This is a genomic window from Pseudomonas sp. GW456-E7 (genome assembly GCF_059424105.1).
Window position 1 is genome coordinate 19,536 of record NZ_JBWKZB010000036.1, and the last position, 14,352, is coordinate 33,887.

Below are 14,352 nucleotides of genomic sequence, written 5' to 3' on the forward strand. Positions count from 1 at the left end.
AGACGGAGTGTCAGTCGATGGTGATACTGGCTGACCTGACGCTTTCGCGAGCAAGCCCGCTCCCACAGGTTTTTTGAACATAAGCCGAATGGCATGCGCTCATTGCACCGAAGGATTGACCTGGATGGAACAGACCAAACGCGTCCTCGTGGTCGAGGACGACCAGCACATCGCCGACCTGATCTGCCTGCATCTTCGCGATGAGCAGTTCGAGGTGGTGCACAGCGCCGATGGCGATGAAGGCATGCGCCTGCTGCAACAGGGCAACTGGGACGCACTGGTCCTCGACCTGATGCTGCCCGGTGTCGACGGCCTGGAAATCTGCCGCCGCGCCCGGGCCATGGCGCGCTACACGCCGATCATCATCACCAGCGCGCGCTCCAGCGAAGTGCACCGGATTCTCGGCCTGGAGCTGGGCGCCGACGATTACCTGGCCAAGCCCTTTTCCATGCTCGAGCTGGTGGCCCGGGTCAAGGCGCTGCTGCGTCGGGTCGACGCCATGGCGCGCAACCTGAAGATGGATGCCGGCAGCCTGCTCACCGACGGCCTGGCCATCGACCCGATCACCCGCGAGGTGGCCCTCGACGGAAAACGCCTGGACCTCACGCCCCGGGAATTCGACTTGCTGTACTTCTTCGCCCGCCAGCCCGGCAAGGTGTTTTCGCGCATGGACCTGCTCAATGCCGTGTGGGGCTACAGCCACGAAGGCTACGAGCATACGGTCAACACCCACATCAACCGCCTGCGCGCCAAGATCGAGACCGATCCGGCGCAGCCTGTACGCATCCTCACGGTCTGGGGCCGCGGCTACAAATTCGCCACCGGGGAGGAGCCGCAGCCATGAGGCTGACCCTGACGCAACGCCTGTCCCTGGTGTTCGCCGTGCTGCTGCTGGTGTGCTGCGGCACCTCGGCGTGGTTGCAGGTGCGCTCCAACCAGATGCATGAACAGGAAGTGGTGCAAGGCTTGTCCCGCGACCTGGCGCAGCACATCGCCAGCGACACGGTGCTGATGGACACCCAGGGCCTGATGCCCAACGCCGTGCGCGATTTGTTCAGCAAGCTGATGCAGGTCAACCCCAGTGTCGAGGTGTACCTGCTCGACACCGAGGGCAAGATTGTCGGCAGTGCCGCGCCCGAGGGCCGGATCCGTCGGGAGCGGGTCGATCTCGCGCCGATCCAGCGCCTGCTGCGGGGTGATCCGCTACCGATTCCCGGCGACGACCCGCGCAGCGTCGATGCGCGCAAGGTGTTCAGCGCAGCACCGCTGAAGGTGGATGGCAAGCCGGTGGGCTATCTCTACGTGGTGCTGCTCGGTGAGGATCACGACCGCCTGGCCGAACGCGGTGCGACCAGCGCAGCGCTCAACACGGCGCTGCTGTCCATCGGCCTGGTGGCGTTGCTGTGCCTGATTGCCGGTCTCACCGCGTTTGCCCTGATCACCCGACCGTTGCGCCGCTTGACCGAAACCGTCAGCCAGTTCGATATCGATGGCGTACCGGTCACGCCGGCCCTGCCCGTCGCGGCGGAAAAAGCCGCCAGCCACGATGAAATCGCCGTGCTCGATGCCGCATTCCGGCAGATGCAGGCCCGCCTGGGCGAGCAATGGCGTTCGTTGACCCGCCAGGACCAGGAGCGCCGCGAACTGGTGGCGAACATCTCCCACGACTTGCGCACGCCGCTGGCCTCGCTGCACGGCTATCTGGAAACCCTGTCGCTCAAGGACGCCACGCTGTCCCCTGCCGATCGCCGTCGCTACCTCGGCATCGCCCTGGACCAGAGCCGCAAGGTCGGTGGTCTGGCGCAGTCGTTGCTGGAACTGGTGCGACTGGAACACGGCTTCGTGCAACCGGTGCTGGAACGCTTTTCCCTGACCGACCTGGCCCAGGACATCTTCCAGAAATTCGAACTCACCGCCGAAGCGCGCCAGGTCGAACTCAAGGCCACGTTCGCGCCAAACGCCTCGGCGGCCTGCGCGGACCTCGGGCTGATCGAGCGGGTGCTGACCAACCTGTTCGACAATGCCCTGCGCCATACCCCTTCAGGTGGAGAGGTCGAACTGGGCCTGCGCCCGCAAGGGGCATTCATCGAGGTCACGGTCAGCGACACCGGCCCGGGCATTGCCCCGGAACTGCGCGAAGGTTTGTTCCTGCGCCCGTTCAACATCGGCGGCGCACGGCGTGATGGCGGGTTGGGGCTGCGGATCGTGCATCGCATCCTGCAATTGCACGGGCGCGAGATTCAATTGGTCGATGTGCCGGGACGGGGGGCGACCTTTCGCTTTTCGTTGCCGATCGATGAAGAGACAGCGTCGGCGCTGGCGGTGCGGTCGATGAACCTCAATACACCGAGGCAGGCCTGACAGACCGCAGCGCCTGTTTCGCGAGCAAGCCCGCTCCCACATTTGGAATGCATTCCCCTGTGGGAGCGGGCTTGCTCGCGAAGAGGCCAGCTCAAACAACATAAAATCCGGATCAGCCCCGATAGTCCGGTGCAATGCGCTCCAGCATCCGCAACAACGCCGCCCAAGCCAATTGCATCGCATCCGGATCACTCAACTCCCCCTCATCCAACGGACGCCCCGGATCATTGAATTGCCGCTCGGTATGCGCGCAGACCTCATGCGACGGCAGAACAACCTCACCGGCAGCTTGCGCGGCCAACTGGATTTCACAGGCCTTTTCCAGGTAATACATGCGCATAAACGCCTGCCCAACCGTCTCACCCACCGTCAGCAAGCCATGGTTGCGCAACATCATCACCGGCTTGTCACCCATGTCCGCCACCAGCCGTTGCTGCTCGCTCAGGTCCAGCGCCACGCCTTCATAATCGTGATAAGCGACACGACCATAGAACTCCATGGAAATCTGATTGACCGGCAACAACCCGCACTTCAACGCCGCCACCGCACACCCGGATTTGGTGTGGGTGTGCAGCACGCACTGCGCGTCTTCTCGAGCGCCATGGATCGCACTGTGAATCACGAAACCCGCCGGGTTGACCGGGTACGGCGATGGCTCCACTGCGTGACCATCGAGGTCGATTTTCACCAGGTTGGACGCGGTGATTTCGTCGAACATCAGCCCGTAAGGGTTGATCAGAAAGTGATGCTCCGGCCCCGGAATCCGCACCGATATGTGGGTGAAGATCAAATCGGTCATGCGAAAGTGCGCAATCAGGCGGTAGCAGGCCGCCAACTCTTCACGCAGACGTTGCTCTGTCGATGTCATACCCCGGCAACCTCTTTCACAGTGCAATCTTCCAGCCCTTGCCCCAAGGCCTCCCAGCCATCGAAGCCCCGGCGAGCGATGAACACCAGGCGTGTGGCATCGGCCCGGGCGTCATCCAGTGCCGGCAGAAACTGACTGCGGGTGCCGACATGTTGCAGCCAGTGCGCCGTGCTGCCCGGCGTCAGCAGCACCAGGCCTTTGACCCGGAATACATCGCTGGGCAGCGCCCTCAACCAGCCACGCAAGCACTCGACATCGAGGGCCGCGTTGCTCTGCCACAACCAGCTGCTGAACATCTCGCCGTGATCGCCATCGGCCACCCGGGTGAGCGGTTTCTGTGCCCGAGGCTCAAGGTCCAGATCGGTATCCAGCCACAACGCATCGGGCAACTCGGCTTGCACACTTTCATGCACACGCGTCCTGGCGCCCAGTGCATTGCGCAAGGCCTGCAACTGCGCCTCATCGACCAGATCGGTCTTGTTCAGCAACAGCAGGTCGGCAGCGGCCACCTGCGCCCGAGCCAGGCGCGCGTATTCACCCTCGAGTTGCAGATGGCGGGTGGCGTCGACCACCGTAATCACCATGTCCAGTTGCATCTGGCTGCGCAGCTGTGGATAAGCCAGGGTCTGCACGATGCGTTGCGGGTCGGACACACCGCTGCACTCGATGACGATGCGCTCCAACCTTGGTTCAAGCTGCGCCAGGCTGGCGAGTTGCGCCAGCAGGTCTTCCTGCACCGTGCAGCAGATGCAGCCGTTTTGCAGGCTGTACACCGCGTCGGTGACTTCGGAAACGATGGCCGCATCGATGTTCAGCTCGCCGAAATCGTTGACGATCACCGCCAGCCGACTGCCTTCGGCACGGCGCACCATGCGGTTGAGTAGTGTGGTTTTACCGGCGCCGAGAAACCCCGACACCACGGTTACGGCGATACGTGGGGAAGTCATTCTGCCTTGCCCTCCAGCACCGGTGGTTCGCCTTGCCAGACGGCTTTGAGGCCGACGGTTTCCAGGGTTGAATGGCGGTCGTAGACCAGTTGCCCTTCAACGAAGGTCAGCAGCACCTGGGTCTTGTGAATGTAGTTGCGTGCCGGTGCAGCGAACAGGTCACGGTCGATGACGATCAGGTCCGCCGACTTGCCCACTTGCAGGCTGCCGGTGCTGTGTTCCAGGCCCATGGCCACGGCGCCGTTGCTGGTGATCACGGTCAGCGCCTGTTCGAGGCTGATCGGGTCGCCGAAGCAGGCCGGGTCGTCGTTCCACGGGTTCTGCCGGGTGATCATGGTTTCCAGCGCCAGCCACGGGTCGATGGACGCCACCGGCCAGTCGGTGCCCATCACCGCAGTGCCGCCGGCGGCGAGCACGCCTTTGAAATCGTAGATGCGCTTGAGGCGTTCCTGGCCGTAACCGGAACGCGCACCGCTGGCGAACGGCGTCGGGTACCAGGCGGCCGGGGAAAACTCGGCGATGACATTCAGCTCCTTGAAGCGCGGCAGGTTGCCGGGGTGCAGCAAGGTGCTGTGGGCGCACTGGTGACGCACACCGCTGAAACCGTTGCGACGACGGGCCTCGGCCACGGCATCGAGGAACACGTCGGACGCGCCGTCACCGGTGCAGTGGGCGATCACGCGGATGCCCTTGCGGTCCATGTCCACCACCATGTCGGTGATGTGTTCCGGGGTCAGGTTGAGCTTGCCGCGCCAGCTCGATTCCTGCGGCCACGGGGTCAGCAGGTACGAAGACTTCGGCTCGACCGTGCCGTCAAAATGGAACTTCACCGCGTTGGCGCTCAGGCGCGCGCTGCGGTAGTAGTGACGTTCACCGGCCAGCAGCTCCCAGCGACGACGCACCGGGAAGATGTCGTCCTGCCAACTGATCGCCGCTTCGATGCGCACCGTCAGTTCGCCGCTGTCGTCGAGTTCCTTGAGGGCCTGCAAACGCTGTTCGCAGACGTGCACGTATTTGCTCGCCGTGACGCCGCGCGAGCTCTGGAAGTGCACGCCATCGCGGTAGGCGCGACGCAGCACGCTGACCGGCGTCGGTGGCATGGCGGCGTGGATCATCGCGTAGGCACCGTCGATCATCAGGCCGGTGGGTTCACCGGTCAGCTCGTCACGTTCGAAATAACCGTTGCGCGGGTCGGACGTGTGGCGGTCGATGCCGGCCAGTTCCAGGGCCTTGGAGTTGACCATCATGGTGCCCCACATGCGGTCGAGCAGTGCCACCGGGCGGTCCGGCATGACGCTGTCGAGCCACTCGCGGCCCGGGGTCAGGCCCGCCTCGCGGAAGGTGTAGCGCACCCAGTACTGGCCGTAGATCCAACCGTCGCCGGGATGACTGTCGGCATAGGCGAGGATGCTTTCGCGCAACTGTTCCGGGGTCGGGTCTTCGATGCCGACGTCGAGGTCATCGGCGTAGCGCGGCGCCAGTGCGAGGTCGGGATGCGTGTGCATGTCGTGCAGGCCCGGCATGCAGAATGCGCCTTGCAGGTCGTGCACGCGGGTGTTCGGGCCCTTGAACATCTCGATCTGGCCGAGGCCGGCGACTGCGATCAACTTGCCGTCGCGGATGGCCACGGCCTCGGCCCACGGGTTGGCCGGGTCCTGGGTGTAGATGCGACCGTTGGCCAGGATCAGGTCGGCGTAGGTCCCCTGCACGGAATGGGTAGAGGAAAAGTTATCGGACTCAGCCATGTAAGCCACCTTTGAGTTCAGGAGATTGAAAGGTCGGCCGGACGTTGTGCGTGTCGGCGACCTGAAAAAATTGTTGTTGTTTTAGTCAGCCAGAAAGGTTGTGGCGTCGACCTCGATCATCACCGGCTCAACGCTACTGCCGAGTTGCCCCAGCAGTTCGCGCAAACCGCCCAGATCACGTGCCCGGTGATGGCTGACGTGGCAGCTTTGCGCGAAGGCGGCGAAGTCCGGCGTGAGGATGTCCACCCCCAGCAACGGCACCGCCTTGGCGTTCATGTAGTCGCGGATTTCGGCGTAGCTGCTGTTGTTCCACAGCAGCAGGATCACGCCGACGCCGGCCTCTTTGGCGGCGATCAGTTCGGCGCTGGAAAACTGCAAGCCACCGTCGCCGACCAACGCCACCACCGGGCGCAAAGGTTGGGCCAGCTTGGCGCCGATGGCGGCGGGCAAACCGTAGCCGAGGGTGCCGTAGCCGCTGCCAGCGTTGAACCAGCTATTGGGGGTTGGCGCCCGGTAGCCGAGCGCGCCCTGGTACACCGGTTGGGTCGAATCGCCGACGATCAGTGGCTGCGGCAAGTGATCGCGCAGGGTATCGAGCAGCGCTTGCATACGGGATTGTCTGGCGCTCCAGCCGGCGTGCTCGAGGGCGTTGACCTGGGTCACTCGTTCAGCCGCCCAGGCTGGATCGGCCTGGCGCTGCGGCAGGCGATCGAGCAACAACAGCAAGCCTTGACCGGCATCGCCCAGCAAGCCGACCGTGGCCGCTTGTACGCCGAGTATTTGCATGGGATCGATGTCCAGGCGAATCAGCGGTGCCTTGAACTGCACAGGGCCAAGACCGAAAAAGTCGTAGTCGGTTTCCCCCAGTTCGGTGCCGACGGCCAGCACCAGGTCGGCCTCGGCAAACAGTTCGCGACCATGGGCCGAGGACTGCACACCGTCGAGCAACAAAGCATGTTCGGGGGCCAGCAAACCGCGGGCGTTGGTGGTCAGCGCCACGGGGGCCTGCAGGCGTTCGGCGAGTGCGGTCAGGGCCTCACTGGCCCGGCGCGCACCGCCACCGGCGAGAATCAACGGACGCTTGGCGTTGTTGATCAGGGCCACGGCGTCATCGATGGCTTCCAGCGCCGGGGCCGGCGCGGCCGGCAATGAACGCGGGCGCAGGTCCAGCCCCTCGGCAGACATTTCCAGCACATCCAGCGGAATCTCGATGTGCACCGGCCGTGGCCGCGTACAGCCGAACAAGGCAAAGGCCCGTGCCAGCACTTCCGGCAATTGCGACGGGTGTTGCAGCGTATGGCTGAAGGCGCAGACCCCGGCGACCAGCGCGCGCTGATCCGGCATTTCATGCAGGTGGCCATGGCCCAGGCGCAGGTGTTCGCGACGGTTGCAGGTGGAAATCACCAGCATCGGCACCGAGTCGGCATAGGCCTGGCCCATGGCGGTGATGATGTTGGTCATGCCCGGTCCGGTGATGATGAAGCACACCCCGGGCTTGCCGCTGGCACGGGCATAACCGTCGGCCATGAACCCGGCACCCTGCTCGTGGCGCGGGCTGATGTGCTTCAGGCGACTGCCGTGCAGGCCACGATACAACTCGACGGTGTGCACGCCGGGAATGCCGAAGACGGTTTCAACACCATAGCCTTCCAGCAACTGAACGAGCGCCTCGGCACAACGGGTCATGCAGCACCTCTTGGATAAGGGGCCAGCGAGGCCCAACGACGAATGGGGCTAGTATTGTTGAATCAACCGATACAACAATCGATTTTTTTTGGCCTGACTGTTCGATTTACGTCACCATACAGAAGGGCAAGCGCTAACCTTGTGGCGAGGGAGCTTGCTCCCGCTGGGTCGCGCAGCGGCCCCAAAACCCGATTCACCTCGGCATACATTTACGACTGCTTCGCAGTCGAGCGGGAGCAAGCTCCCTCGCCACAGGTCTGGCTCATGTCTTCAAACATTCAATGGGATGATTTATGCGTTTTCCTTCGATGACAGCCCTTCGTGCGCTGGATGCGGTTGCCCGTCTGGGCAGCGTGTCGGTCGCGGCCCGTGAACTGAACCTGACCCGCAGCGCCATCAGCCACCAGATCAGCAAGCTCGAGGAATGTGTCGGTTTCGCCCTGACCGAGCGCATTGGCCGAGGCATCGGCCTGACGTATCAGGGCGAACGTTATGCGCGGGAAGTGCACGGGATTCTCTTGAACCTGCTCGACGCCGGGCAGTTGGTCGACGACCAGGAAATCTCCGGGCGGCTATGCGTCAGTTGCGCGCCGGGGTTCGCCACCTATTGGCTGTGCCACCACATTGGTGCTTTTTTGCGGCAGTACCCGCAAGTGCAGTTGCAACTGGTTTCCCCGCGCACGCCGGACGACACCAACAACCACAACGTCGACCTGTTCATCGCCTACGGGATTGGCGACTGGCCGGAAATGAATGTTGAAGAGATCGTGGCTTTGCGCTTCTTCCCGGTGTGCAGCCCGCGCCTGATCAACGCCTTGGGCGGCCTGAAAAGCCCGCAGGAACTGAGCAGCTACCCCTTGCTGCACATGACCGACTACTCGGACTGGCGCGTGTGGCTGACCGCCGCGGGGGCTTCCGGAGTCAATGCGACGAGCGGCATCCTGTTTTCCGATGCGCACTGCGCCCAGTCCGCGTGCATTGCCGGCCAGGGCATCGCCATCGGTGACAACCTGATCAGCGGTGACGCGTTATCCAAGGGTTTGCTGGTGCGGCCGTTCGACATCGGCATCGACTTGCACCGTGGCTATTATCTGGTCGCCGACCCGCAGAAGGCAGACCGCACCGTGGTCCAGGCCTTCAGCAACTGGGTCAAGACCCAGCTGCAGTCATCCCGCCAGACCTGGCAGGACACCCTGTAAAAGCACATCACATTCCCCTGTGGGAGCGAGCTTGCTCGCGATGAGGCCACCACAGTCACCATTGATGTCGCCTGATAAATCGCTATCGCGAGCAAGCTCGCTCCCACAGGGTAGAAGCTCTATTTCGGGGCCTCTGGCCGAGGCGAAATACACAGCTTATTTGTTCAATAAAACTAACCAATACGAGCAAAATAATTCCATTGATGTAGCGATATTTTTAACAATAATAAGTCCCCAAAGCCCATTTCGGATTCGCATCCGTCCTCGTACGTCTTATGGGCAATAAAAAGAGGAACCTCATTGTGTCCAGCCGTTCAGCGATCCAGCTCAGCGCTCAAGGTATCAGCCAGTATTACGGCCGTTTCGCGGCGCTGGATAACGTCGATCTCGACGTTCGCCAAGGTGAATTTCTTACCCTGCTGGGTCCGTCCGGCTCGGGCAAGACCACCTTGCTGATGATTCTGGCCGGTTTCCTCAGCCCGACCTCGGGCAAGCTGATGGAGCAAGGCGTCGACATCATCCGGCGCTCCGCCGAGAAGCGGAACTACGGCATGGTGTTCCAGGGTTATGCGCTGTTCCCGCACATGAGCGTGGCCGACAACGTGGCCTACCCGCTGCGCATCCGCAAAGTCCCCGCTGAAGAACGCAATCGTCGGGTCAAGCACATCCTTGAAGTGGTCGGCCTCGGTGCACACATGCACAAGAAACCCGCCGAGATGTCCGGCGGCCAGCAGCAGCGCGTGGCGATTGCCCGGGCGCTGGTGTTCGAGCCGGAACTGCTGCTGCTCGACGAACCACTGTCGGCGCTGGACAAGAACCTGCGCGAACAACTGCAAACCGAGCTGCAACGCATCCACCGTCAGGTCGGTACCAGTTTCGTGTTCGTCACCCACGACCAGAACGAAGCGTTGGCGCTGTCCTCGCGCATCGCGATCTTCAACCACGGCAAGCTGACCCAGGTCGACACCCCGGAAAACATCTACAACCGCCCCGAGAGCCGTTTCGTCGCCGAGTTCCTGGGCAAGATGAACCTGTTCCCGCTGGACAACCTGACCCGCAACGGCCAGAACGCCAGCGGCCGCTGCGGCACCAGCGTATTGCATGCCCAGGCGCCGAACGCACTGAGTGCGGCACCGATCGTGCTGGCCGTGCGCCCCGAGCATATGGAACTGCACAGCGAATGCCCGACCCGGGATGGCTATAACGTGATGCCCGCGCAACTCACCGACAAGGTCTATCAAGGCTCCAGCACCCATCTGGCACTCAAGGTCGGGGGCGACACGCTGCCGATCAACCTGTCCGTACCCGGCAATCACCCGGGCGCGTCGATGCCCAGCGGCGCGCCGGTGTGGTTGAGCTGGCCGGTGCAGCAAAGCTTCCTGCTTCAGGCCTGAGCCAAAAAAACTGCGTCACAAAGCTCTCTTCCAATGACAACAAAAAGGCCGGTGCCCACGCAGGCACCCGCCGACTGAGGACTTGCCCATGCGCCAGGATCACCAACAAGACTGCATCGAAGTGCTTATCGACAAGGCCCGCGACGGTCAGATCAACCGTCGCACCTTCATTCAGGCCATGGGCCTGCTGGCCGCGGTGCCATTGGCGCTGCGCAGCGGCATCAGCTGGTCGGCGGACAAGCCGCTGGTGGTGGTCAACTGGGGCGGCGACGCCCTGAACGCATTCCGTTCGGCATGGACCGACACCTTCACCAAGAACACCGGCATCCAGGTGCGCATCGACGGCGCCGGCCCGACCGAAGGCGCCATCCGCTCGCAGCTGGCCAGCGGCCAACCGAGCTGGGACGTGGTCGACGTCGAGAGCTACAGCGCCATCGTGCTGGGCCGGGAAAAGATCCTGCAGCCACTGGACTACAACACCATCAAGCGCGATCAGGTGGCCCCGGCACTCTCCTCCGATTTCGGCATCGCCAGCTACCAGTTCAGCTACGTGATGGCTTGGGACAGCGAAAAATTCGGTGAAAACGGGCCCAAGACCTGGGCCGATTTCTGGGACGTGAAGAAATTCCCCGGCAAGCGCACGCTGTACAAGTGGATGAACGGCATGCTCGAAGCGGCGTTGCTGGCCGACGGCGTTCCGCCTGACCAGCTGTACCCGCTGGACGTGCCACGGGCGCTGAAGAAGATCGACGAGATCAAGCCGCACGTCCTGTCGTTCTGGAGTTCGGGTGCCGAGAGCCAGCAACTGATGGTCGACGGCGAGGTGTCGGTGGGTGCGATCTGGCACACCCGCGCCAAGCTGCTCAGCGAAGACACCGACAACCGCGTGCGCTGGAGCTTCGACAACGGCTTCATCAACTCCAGCAGTTGGGCGGTATTGAACGGCAACCCCGGCGGCACTCAACCGACCATGCAGTTCATCCAGCAAGCCTTGCAGCCTGAAGGCCAGCTCAAGCTGTTCGAACTGCTGGGCAACGGGCCTTCCAACAGCGCCACGGAGAAGCTGATGTCGGCCAAGCAACTGGAAGCCAACTGCGCCTCTGAAGAAAACCTGAAAAAGCAGATCGCTCTCAACGCCCAGTGGTACGCCGACAACTACTCCAAAGCCCTGGAAGAGTACCTGACGCGGTTGTCCAAGTGAGCCTGTGACCATGACCACCACCCTGACCTCGACCCTGACCGCCCCCAAGCCCCGCTTCAGCTCGCCGGGCCTGGAGCGCGGCCTGCTGCTGTTTCCGCTGCCGGTGCTGCTGCTGGTCTTCTATGTGCTGCCGTTCCTCGGCGTGGTCGGCTGGAGCTTCTCGCTGCCGACGCCGGGCATCGAGCAGTACCAGCGCATCGCCACGGACCCGGCGATCCACGAGATGCTCTGGCGCACGTTGCGCCTGTGCCTGACCGTCAGTGGCCTGGCCTTGATGATCGGTTACCTGCTGGCCTACTGCTGGGTGTTCAGCCCGCCGTTCTGGCAGCGCGTGGTGGAGATCTGCATCTTCATTCCGTTCTGGATTTCCGTGCTGGTGCGGGCCTTCGGCTGGTTGATCGCCCTGCGCAGCAACGGCGTGCTCAACAACGGCCTGATGGGCATGGGCCTGATCGACCAGCCGCTGCAACTGAGCCGCAATGAAATCGGCGTGGTCATCGGCATGCTCCACGTGATGATCCCGTACGCGGTGTTCCCGCTGCTGTCGACCATGCGTCAACTCGACCAGCGTGTGCTCATGGCCTCGCGCGGCCTGGGGGCTGGTGCCTTGCGCACCTTCTGGCAAGTGCTGCTGCCGCAGACCCTGCCGGGCATTCTGGGGGCGTTCATCATGGTCTTCGTGTTCTGCCTGGGCTTCTTCATCACTCCGGTGCTGTTGGGTGGCGGGCAAACGGTGATGATCGCCGAGTACGTGTTCCTGCAAATGTTCCAGACCAGCAACTGGGGCCTGGGCGCGGCACTGAGCGTGGTGTTGCTGGCCCTGGTCAGCGCGCTGATCTGGGTGCTGTTGAAAATGACCCGCGTCAACCGACTGGTAGGCTGAGATCACTATGAATACCCATCGCACAAGCCTGAGTACGCGGCTGTTGGCCGTGGTCGCCATGGCCTTCATGCTGTTCCCGCTGCTGACGGTCATTCCGGTGTCGTTCACCAGCAAGCGCTTCCTGTCGATGCCCGAAGGCAACTGGTCGCTGCGCCACTACGAAGCGCTGGTGAGCAACCCGGACTGGTTCCACGCCATCAGCCAGAGCCTGACCATCGCCTTTGCCACCAGCGTCATCGCCACCTTGCTGGCCGCGAGTTTCAGCCTCGGCATCTGGTACATGCGCTCGAAATGGGCCACGGCCCTGATCGGCCTGGTGCTGTTGCCGATGGCGATCCCGCCGGTGATTTCCGCGCTGGTGCTGTACTTCATGGAGACCAAGCTCGGTCGCTTCGCCCCGGGCATGGGCTACGACACCCTGACCGGCGTGGTGATTGCCCACGTGATCATGGTGGTGCCGTACGGCGTGGTGACCATGCTGGTGGCCCTCAGTCAGATCGACCGGCGCATCGAACTGGCCTCGCGCAACCTTGGCGCCAGCCTGATGCAGACCACGTTCATGGTGATCCTGCCGAACCTGAAGTTGGGCCTGGCCTCCACCGCGCTGTTGGGTTTCGCCCTGTCCTGGGAAGAAGTGGCGGTCACGCTGTTCATCACCAGCGTCAACGTCGACACCCTGCCCAAGCGCATCTGGAGCGGCTTGCGCGATAACGTCGACCCAAGCGTCGCGGCGATCTCGGTGTTGTTGATCTCGCTGACGTTGCTGGTGCTGATCGGACGGCTGGTGGTTCAGCATCTGGCGGATAAACGGGCGCAGAAACTCCTGCATCCTTGACTGAATACGCGCCCCTGTAGGAGCTGCCGCAGGCTGCGATCCTTTGATCCTGATTTTTCAAGATCAAAAGATCGCAGCCTGCGGCAGCTCCTACAGGGGCTTTGTCTATTGGGCCGTGACAACGCGGTCTCGGTCCAATAGATTAGGCGGCCTGAAAAAGCCCCCGGGCTTTCTCGCCCCTATTCAAGCTGAAAAAAGTAGTGAAATTTCAATGTCCGATTCCAACACCGCTGAATCCGTAGTCACCTTGTCGTCCAAAGCGGAATACGAAAACTCCATCAATCTTTCACAACACGTACCCCAGGCGAAAACCATCAGCGAGATGGTGCTGGACGCTTTCCAGTCCACCCGCGAAAGTGACCAGATCCGCGAACTGCGCGCCGCCATTCGTCAGGCCCACGACAGCTTCGACGACGACAAGGCCTATGAACTGATGGGCCAGCTCAAGCAACTCAAGGACGCCGAAGCTGCCGACATCGCCGCGCTGGAAGACCTGAGCAGCAAGTTCCCGATCAGCCGCATCCTCTCCAGCTTCAAGGACGACCCGGCGTTCCAGGAAATCGTCTACGGCCTGGCCCTGAAGGTGCTGAACCAGACGCACCAGGCCATCAGCAACCCGAGCGGTGGCAAGAGCAAGGCCGCCAAGGCCAAGAAAGAAGTCGAAGTGTTCACCATCAGCAAGGACGGCATCAGCGTCACCCTGCCGCTGCGCACCCCGCGCTCGCGCCTGAACGTCGACCGTGAAGCCCTGGAGTTCCTCGGTTTCACTTTCGTTGGCGAAGGCGAAGAGGCGGAACTGGAAAGCGAAACCTTCCTGGACAACAGCGGCGCCGAGCAAGCGGTCAACCGCAAGAACATCATCACCGCCCTGCAACAGCAGACGGCGTTCGATGGGTACAGCATCGCTGCGCAGTAAGGCGCCCTGTGGTCAGAGGGCTGCCTGTGGCGAGCGAGCTTGCTCGCGCTCGGCGGCGCAGCCGTCGTAAACCCGGTGAACTCGGTTTTTCTGAAGTAACGCGGGTAACTTGATCAGGGCGGCTTCGCCACCCAGCGGGAGCAAGCTCCCTCGCCACAGGTCACTCACTGACTCAAATAAGAGCCCTGCCCTAGCGCAGGGCTTTTTATTGCCCGTGATTCGGGCAAAACCGCGATTACTCTTCCAGTATCGACGCAGAACAACACTTCCCTTCACCCATGAGCACCACGGGTCCGCCTGCGGGGAGCGTCAACTCA

12 protein-coding genes are annotated in these 14,352 nt (G+C 62.6%); 8 read left to right on the forward strand and 4 right to left on the reverse strand.

The window, feature by feature from the left end; genetic code table 11:
• Positions 1-124 precede the first annotated feature (124 nt).
• Both AC07YV_RS21200 and AC07YV_RS21205 read left to right on the forward strand, forming a co-directional pair.
• Entirely contained in the window at positions 125-844 is a 720-nt protein-coding gene (locus tag AC07YV_RS21200) for a response regulator transcription factor (RefSeq protein WP_102701067.1), read from the forward strand.
• Positions 841-2,361 (forward strand): sensor histidine kinase, encoded by a 1,521-nt coding sequence (locus tag AC07YV_RS21205; RefSeq protein ID WP_102701068.1) that lies wholly within the window; start codon positions 841-843, stop codon positions 2,359-2,361. Before AC07YV_RS21200 ends, AC07YV_RS21205 begins: the two co-directional genes overlap by 4 nt.
• Before the next feature lie 112 nt (positions 2,362-2,473).
• Here the strand turns inward: AC07YV_RS21205 and AC07YV_RS21210 are convergent, their stop codons facing one another.
• The 4 genes from AC07YV_RS21210 to AC07YV_RS21225 form a co-directional block, all read right to left on the reverse strand.
• Positions 2,474-3,229 carry a class II aldolase/adducin family protein gene (locus AC07YV_RS21210; protein ID WP_102701069.1) on the reverse strand — a complete coding sequence of 252 codons (756 nt, stop codon included), beginning with the start codon at positions 3,227-3,229 and terminating at the stop codon, positions 2,474-2,476.
• On the reverse strand, positions 3,226-4,176 hold the full coding sequence (locus AC07YV_RS21215; protein ID WP_102701070.1) for a CobW family GTP-binding protein: 951 nt from the start codon (positions 4,174-4,176) through the stop codon (positions 3,226-3,228). Before AC07YV_RS21215 ends, AC07YV_RS21210 begins: the two co-directional genes overlap by 4 nt.
• Positions 4,173-5,921, reverse strand: coding sequence for an amidohydrolase (locus AC07YV_RS21220; RefSeq protein WP_102701071.1), 1,749 nt, complete (start codon positions 5,919-5,921; stop codon positions 4,173-4,175). The genes AC07YV_RS21215 and AC07YV_RS21220 overlap by 4 nt, the downstream gene beginning before the upstream one ends.
• An 81-nt stretch (positions 5,922-6,002) precedes the next feature.
• Entirely contained in the window at positions 6,003-7,607 is a 1,605-nt protein-coding gene (locus AC07YV_RS21225) for a 5-guanidino-2-oxopentanoate decarboxylase (protein WP_102701072.1), read from the reverse strand.
• 293 nt (positions 7,608-7,900) lie between these two features.
• On the opposite strand from AC07YV_RS21225, the gene AC07YV_RS21230 reads away from it, so the two are divergent.
• The 6 genes from AC07YV_RS21230 to AC07YV_RS21255 all read left to right on the forward strand — a co-directional run bounded on the left by AC07YV_RS21230 (position 7,901) and on the right by AC07YV_RS21255 (position 14,035).
• Complete coding sequence (locus AC07YV_RS21230) at positions 7,901-8,806, forward strand: LysR substrate-binding domain-containing protein (RefSeq protein ID WP_102701073.1); 906 nt, start codon at positions 7,901-7,903, stop codon at positions 8,804-8,806.
• Positions 8,807-9,108: 302 nt separating this feature from the next.
• Positions 9,109-10,200, forward strand: coding sequence for an ABC transporter ATP-binding protein (locus tag AC07YV_RS21235; RefSeq protein ID WP_102701074.1), 1,092 nt, complete (start codon positions 9,109-9,111; stop codon positions 10,198-10,200).
• 88 nt (positions 10,201-10,288) lie between these two features.
• Positions 10,289-11,401: an ABC transporter substrate-binding protein gene (locus tag AC07YV_RS21240; RefSeq protein WP_102701075.1), complete on the forward strand. Its 1,113-nt coding sequence runs from the start codon at positions 10,289-10,291 to the stop codon at positions 11,399-11,401.
• A gap of 10 nt (positions 11,402-11,411) precedes the next feature.
• Positions 11,412-12,284 (forward strand): ABC transporter permease, encoded by an 873-nt coding sequence (locus AC07YV_RS21245; RefSeq protein ID WP_095965821.1) that lies wholly within the window; start codon positions 11,412-11,414, stop codon positions 12,282-12,284.
• 7 nt (positions 12,285-12,291) lie between these two features.
• Positions 12,292-13,119 (forward strand): ABC transporter permease, encoded by an 828-nt coding sequence (locus AC07YV_RS21250; RefSeq protein ID WP_015093575.1) that lies wholly within the window; start codon positions 12,292-12,294, stop codon positions 13,117-13,119.
• 211 nt (positions 13,120-13,330) lie between these two features.
• Positions 13,331-14,035: a hypothetical protein gene (locus AC07YV_RS21255; protein WP_008018881.1), complete on the forward strand. Its 705-nt coding sequence runs from the start codon at positions 13,331-13,333 to the stop codon at positions 14,033-14,035.
• Positions 14,036-14,352 lie beyond the last annotated feature (317 nt).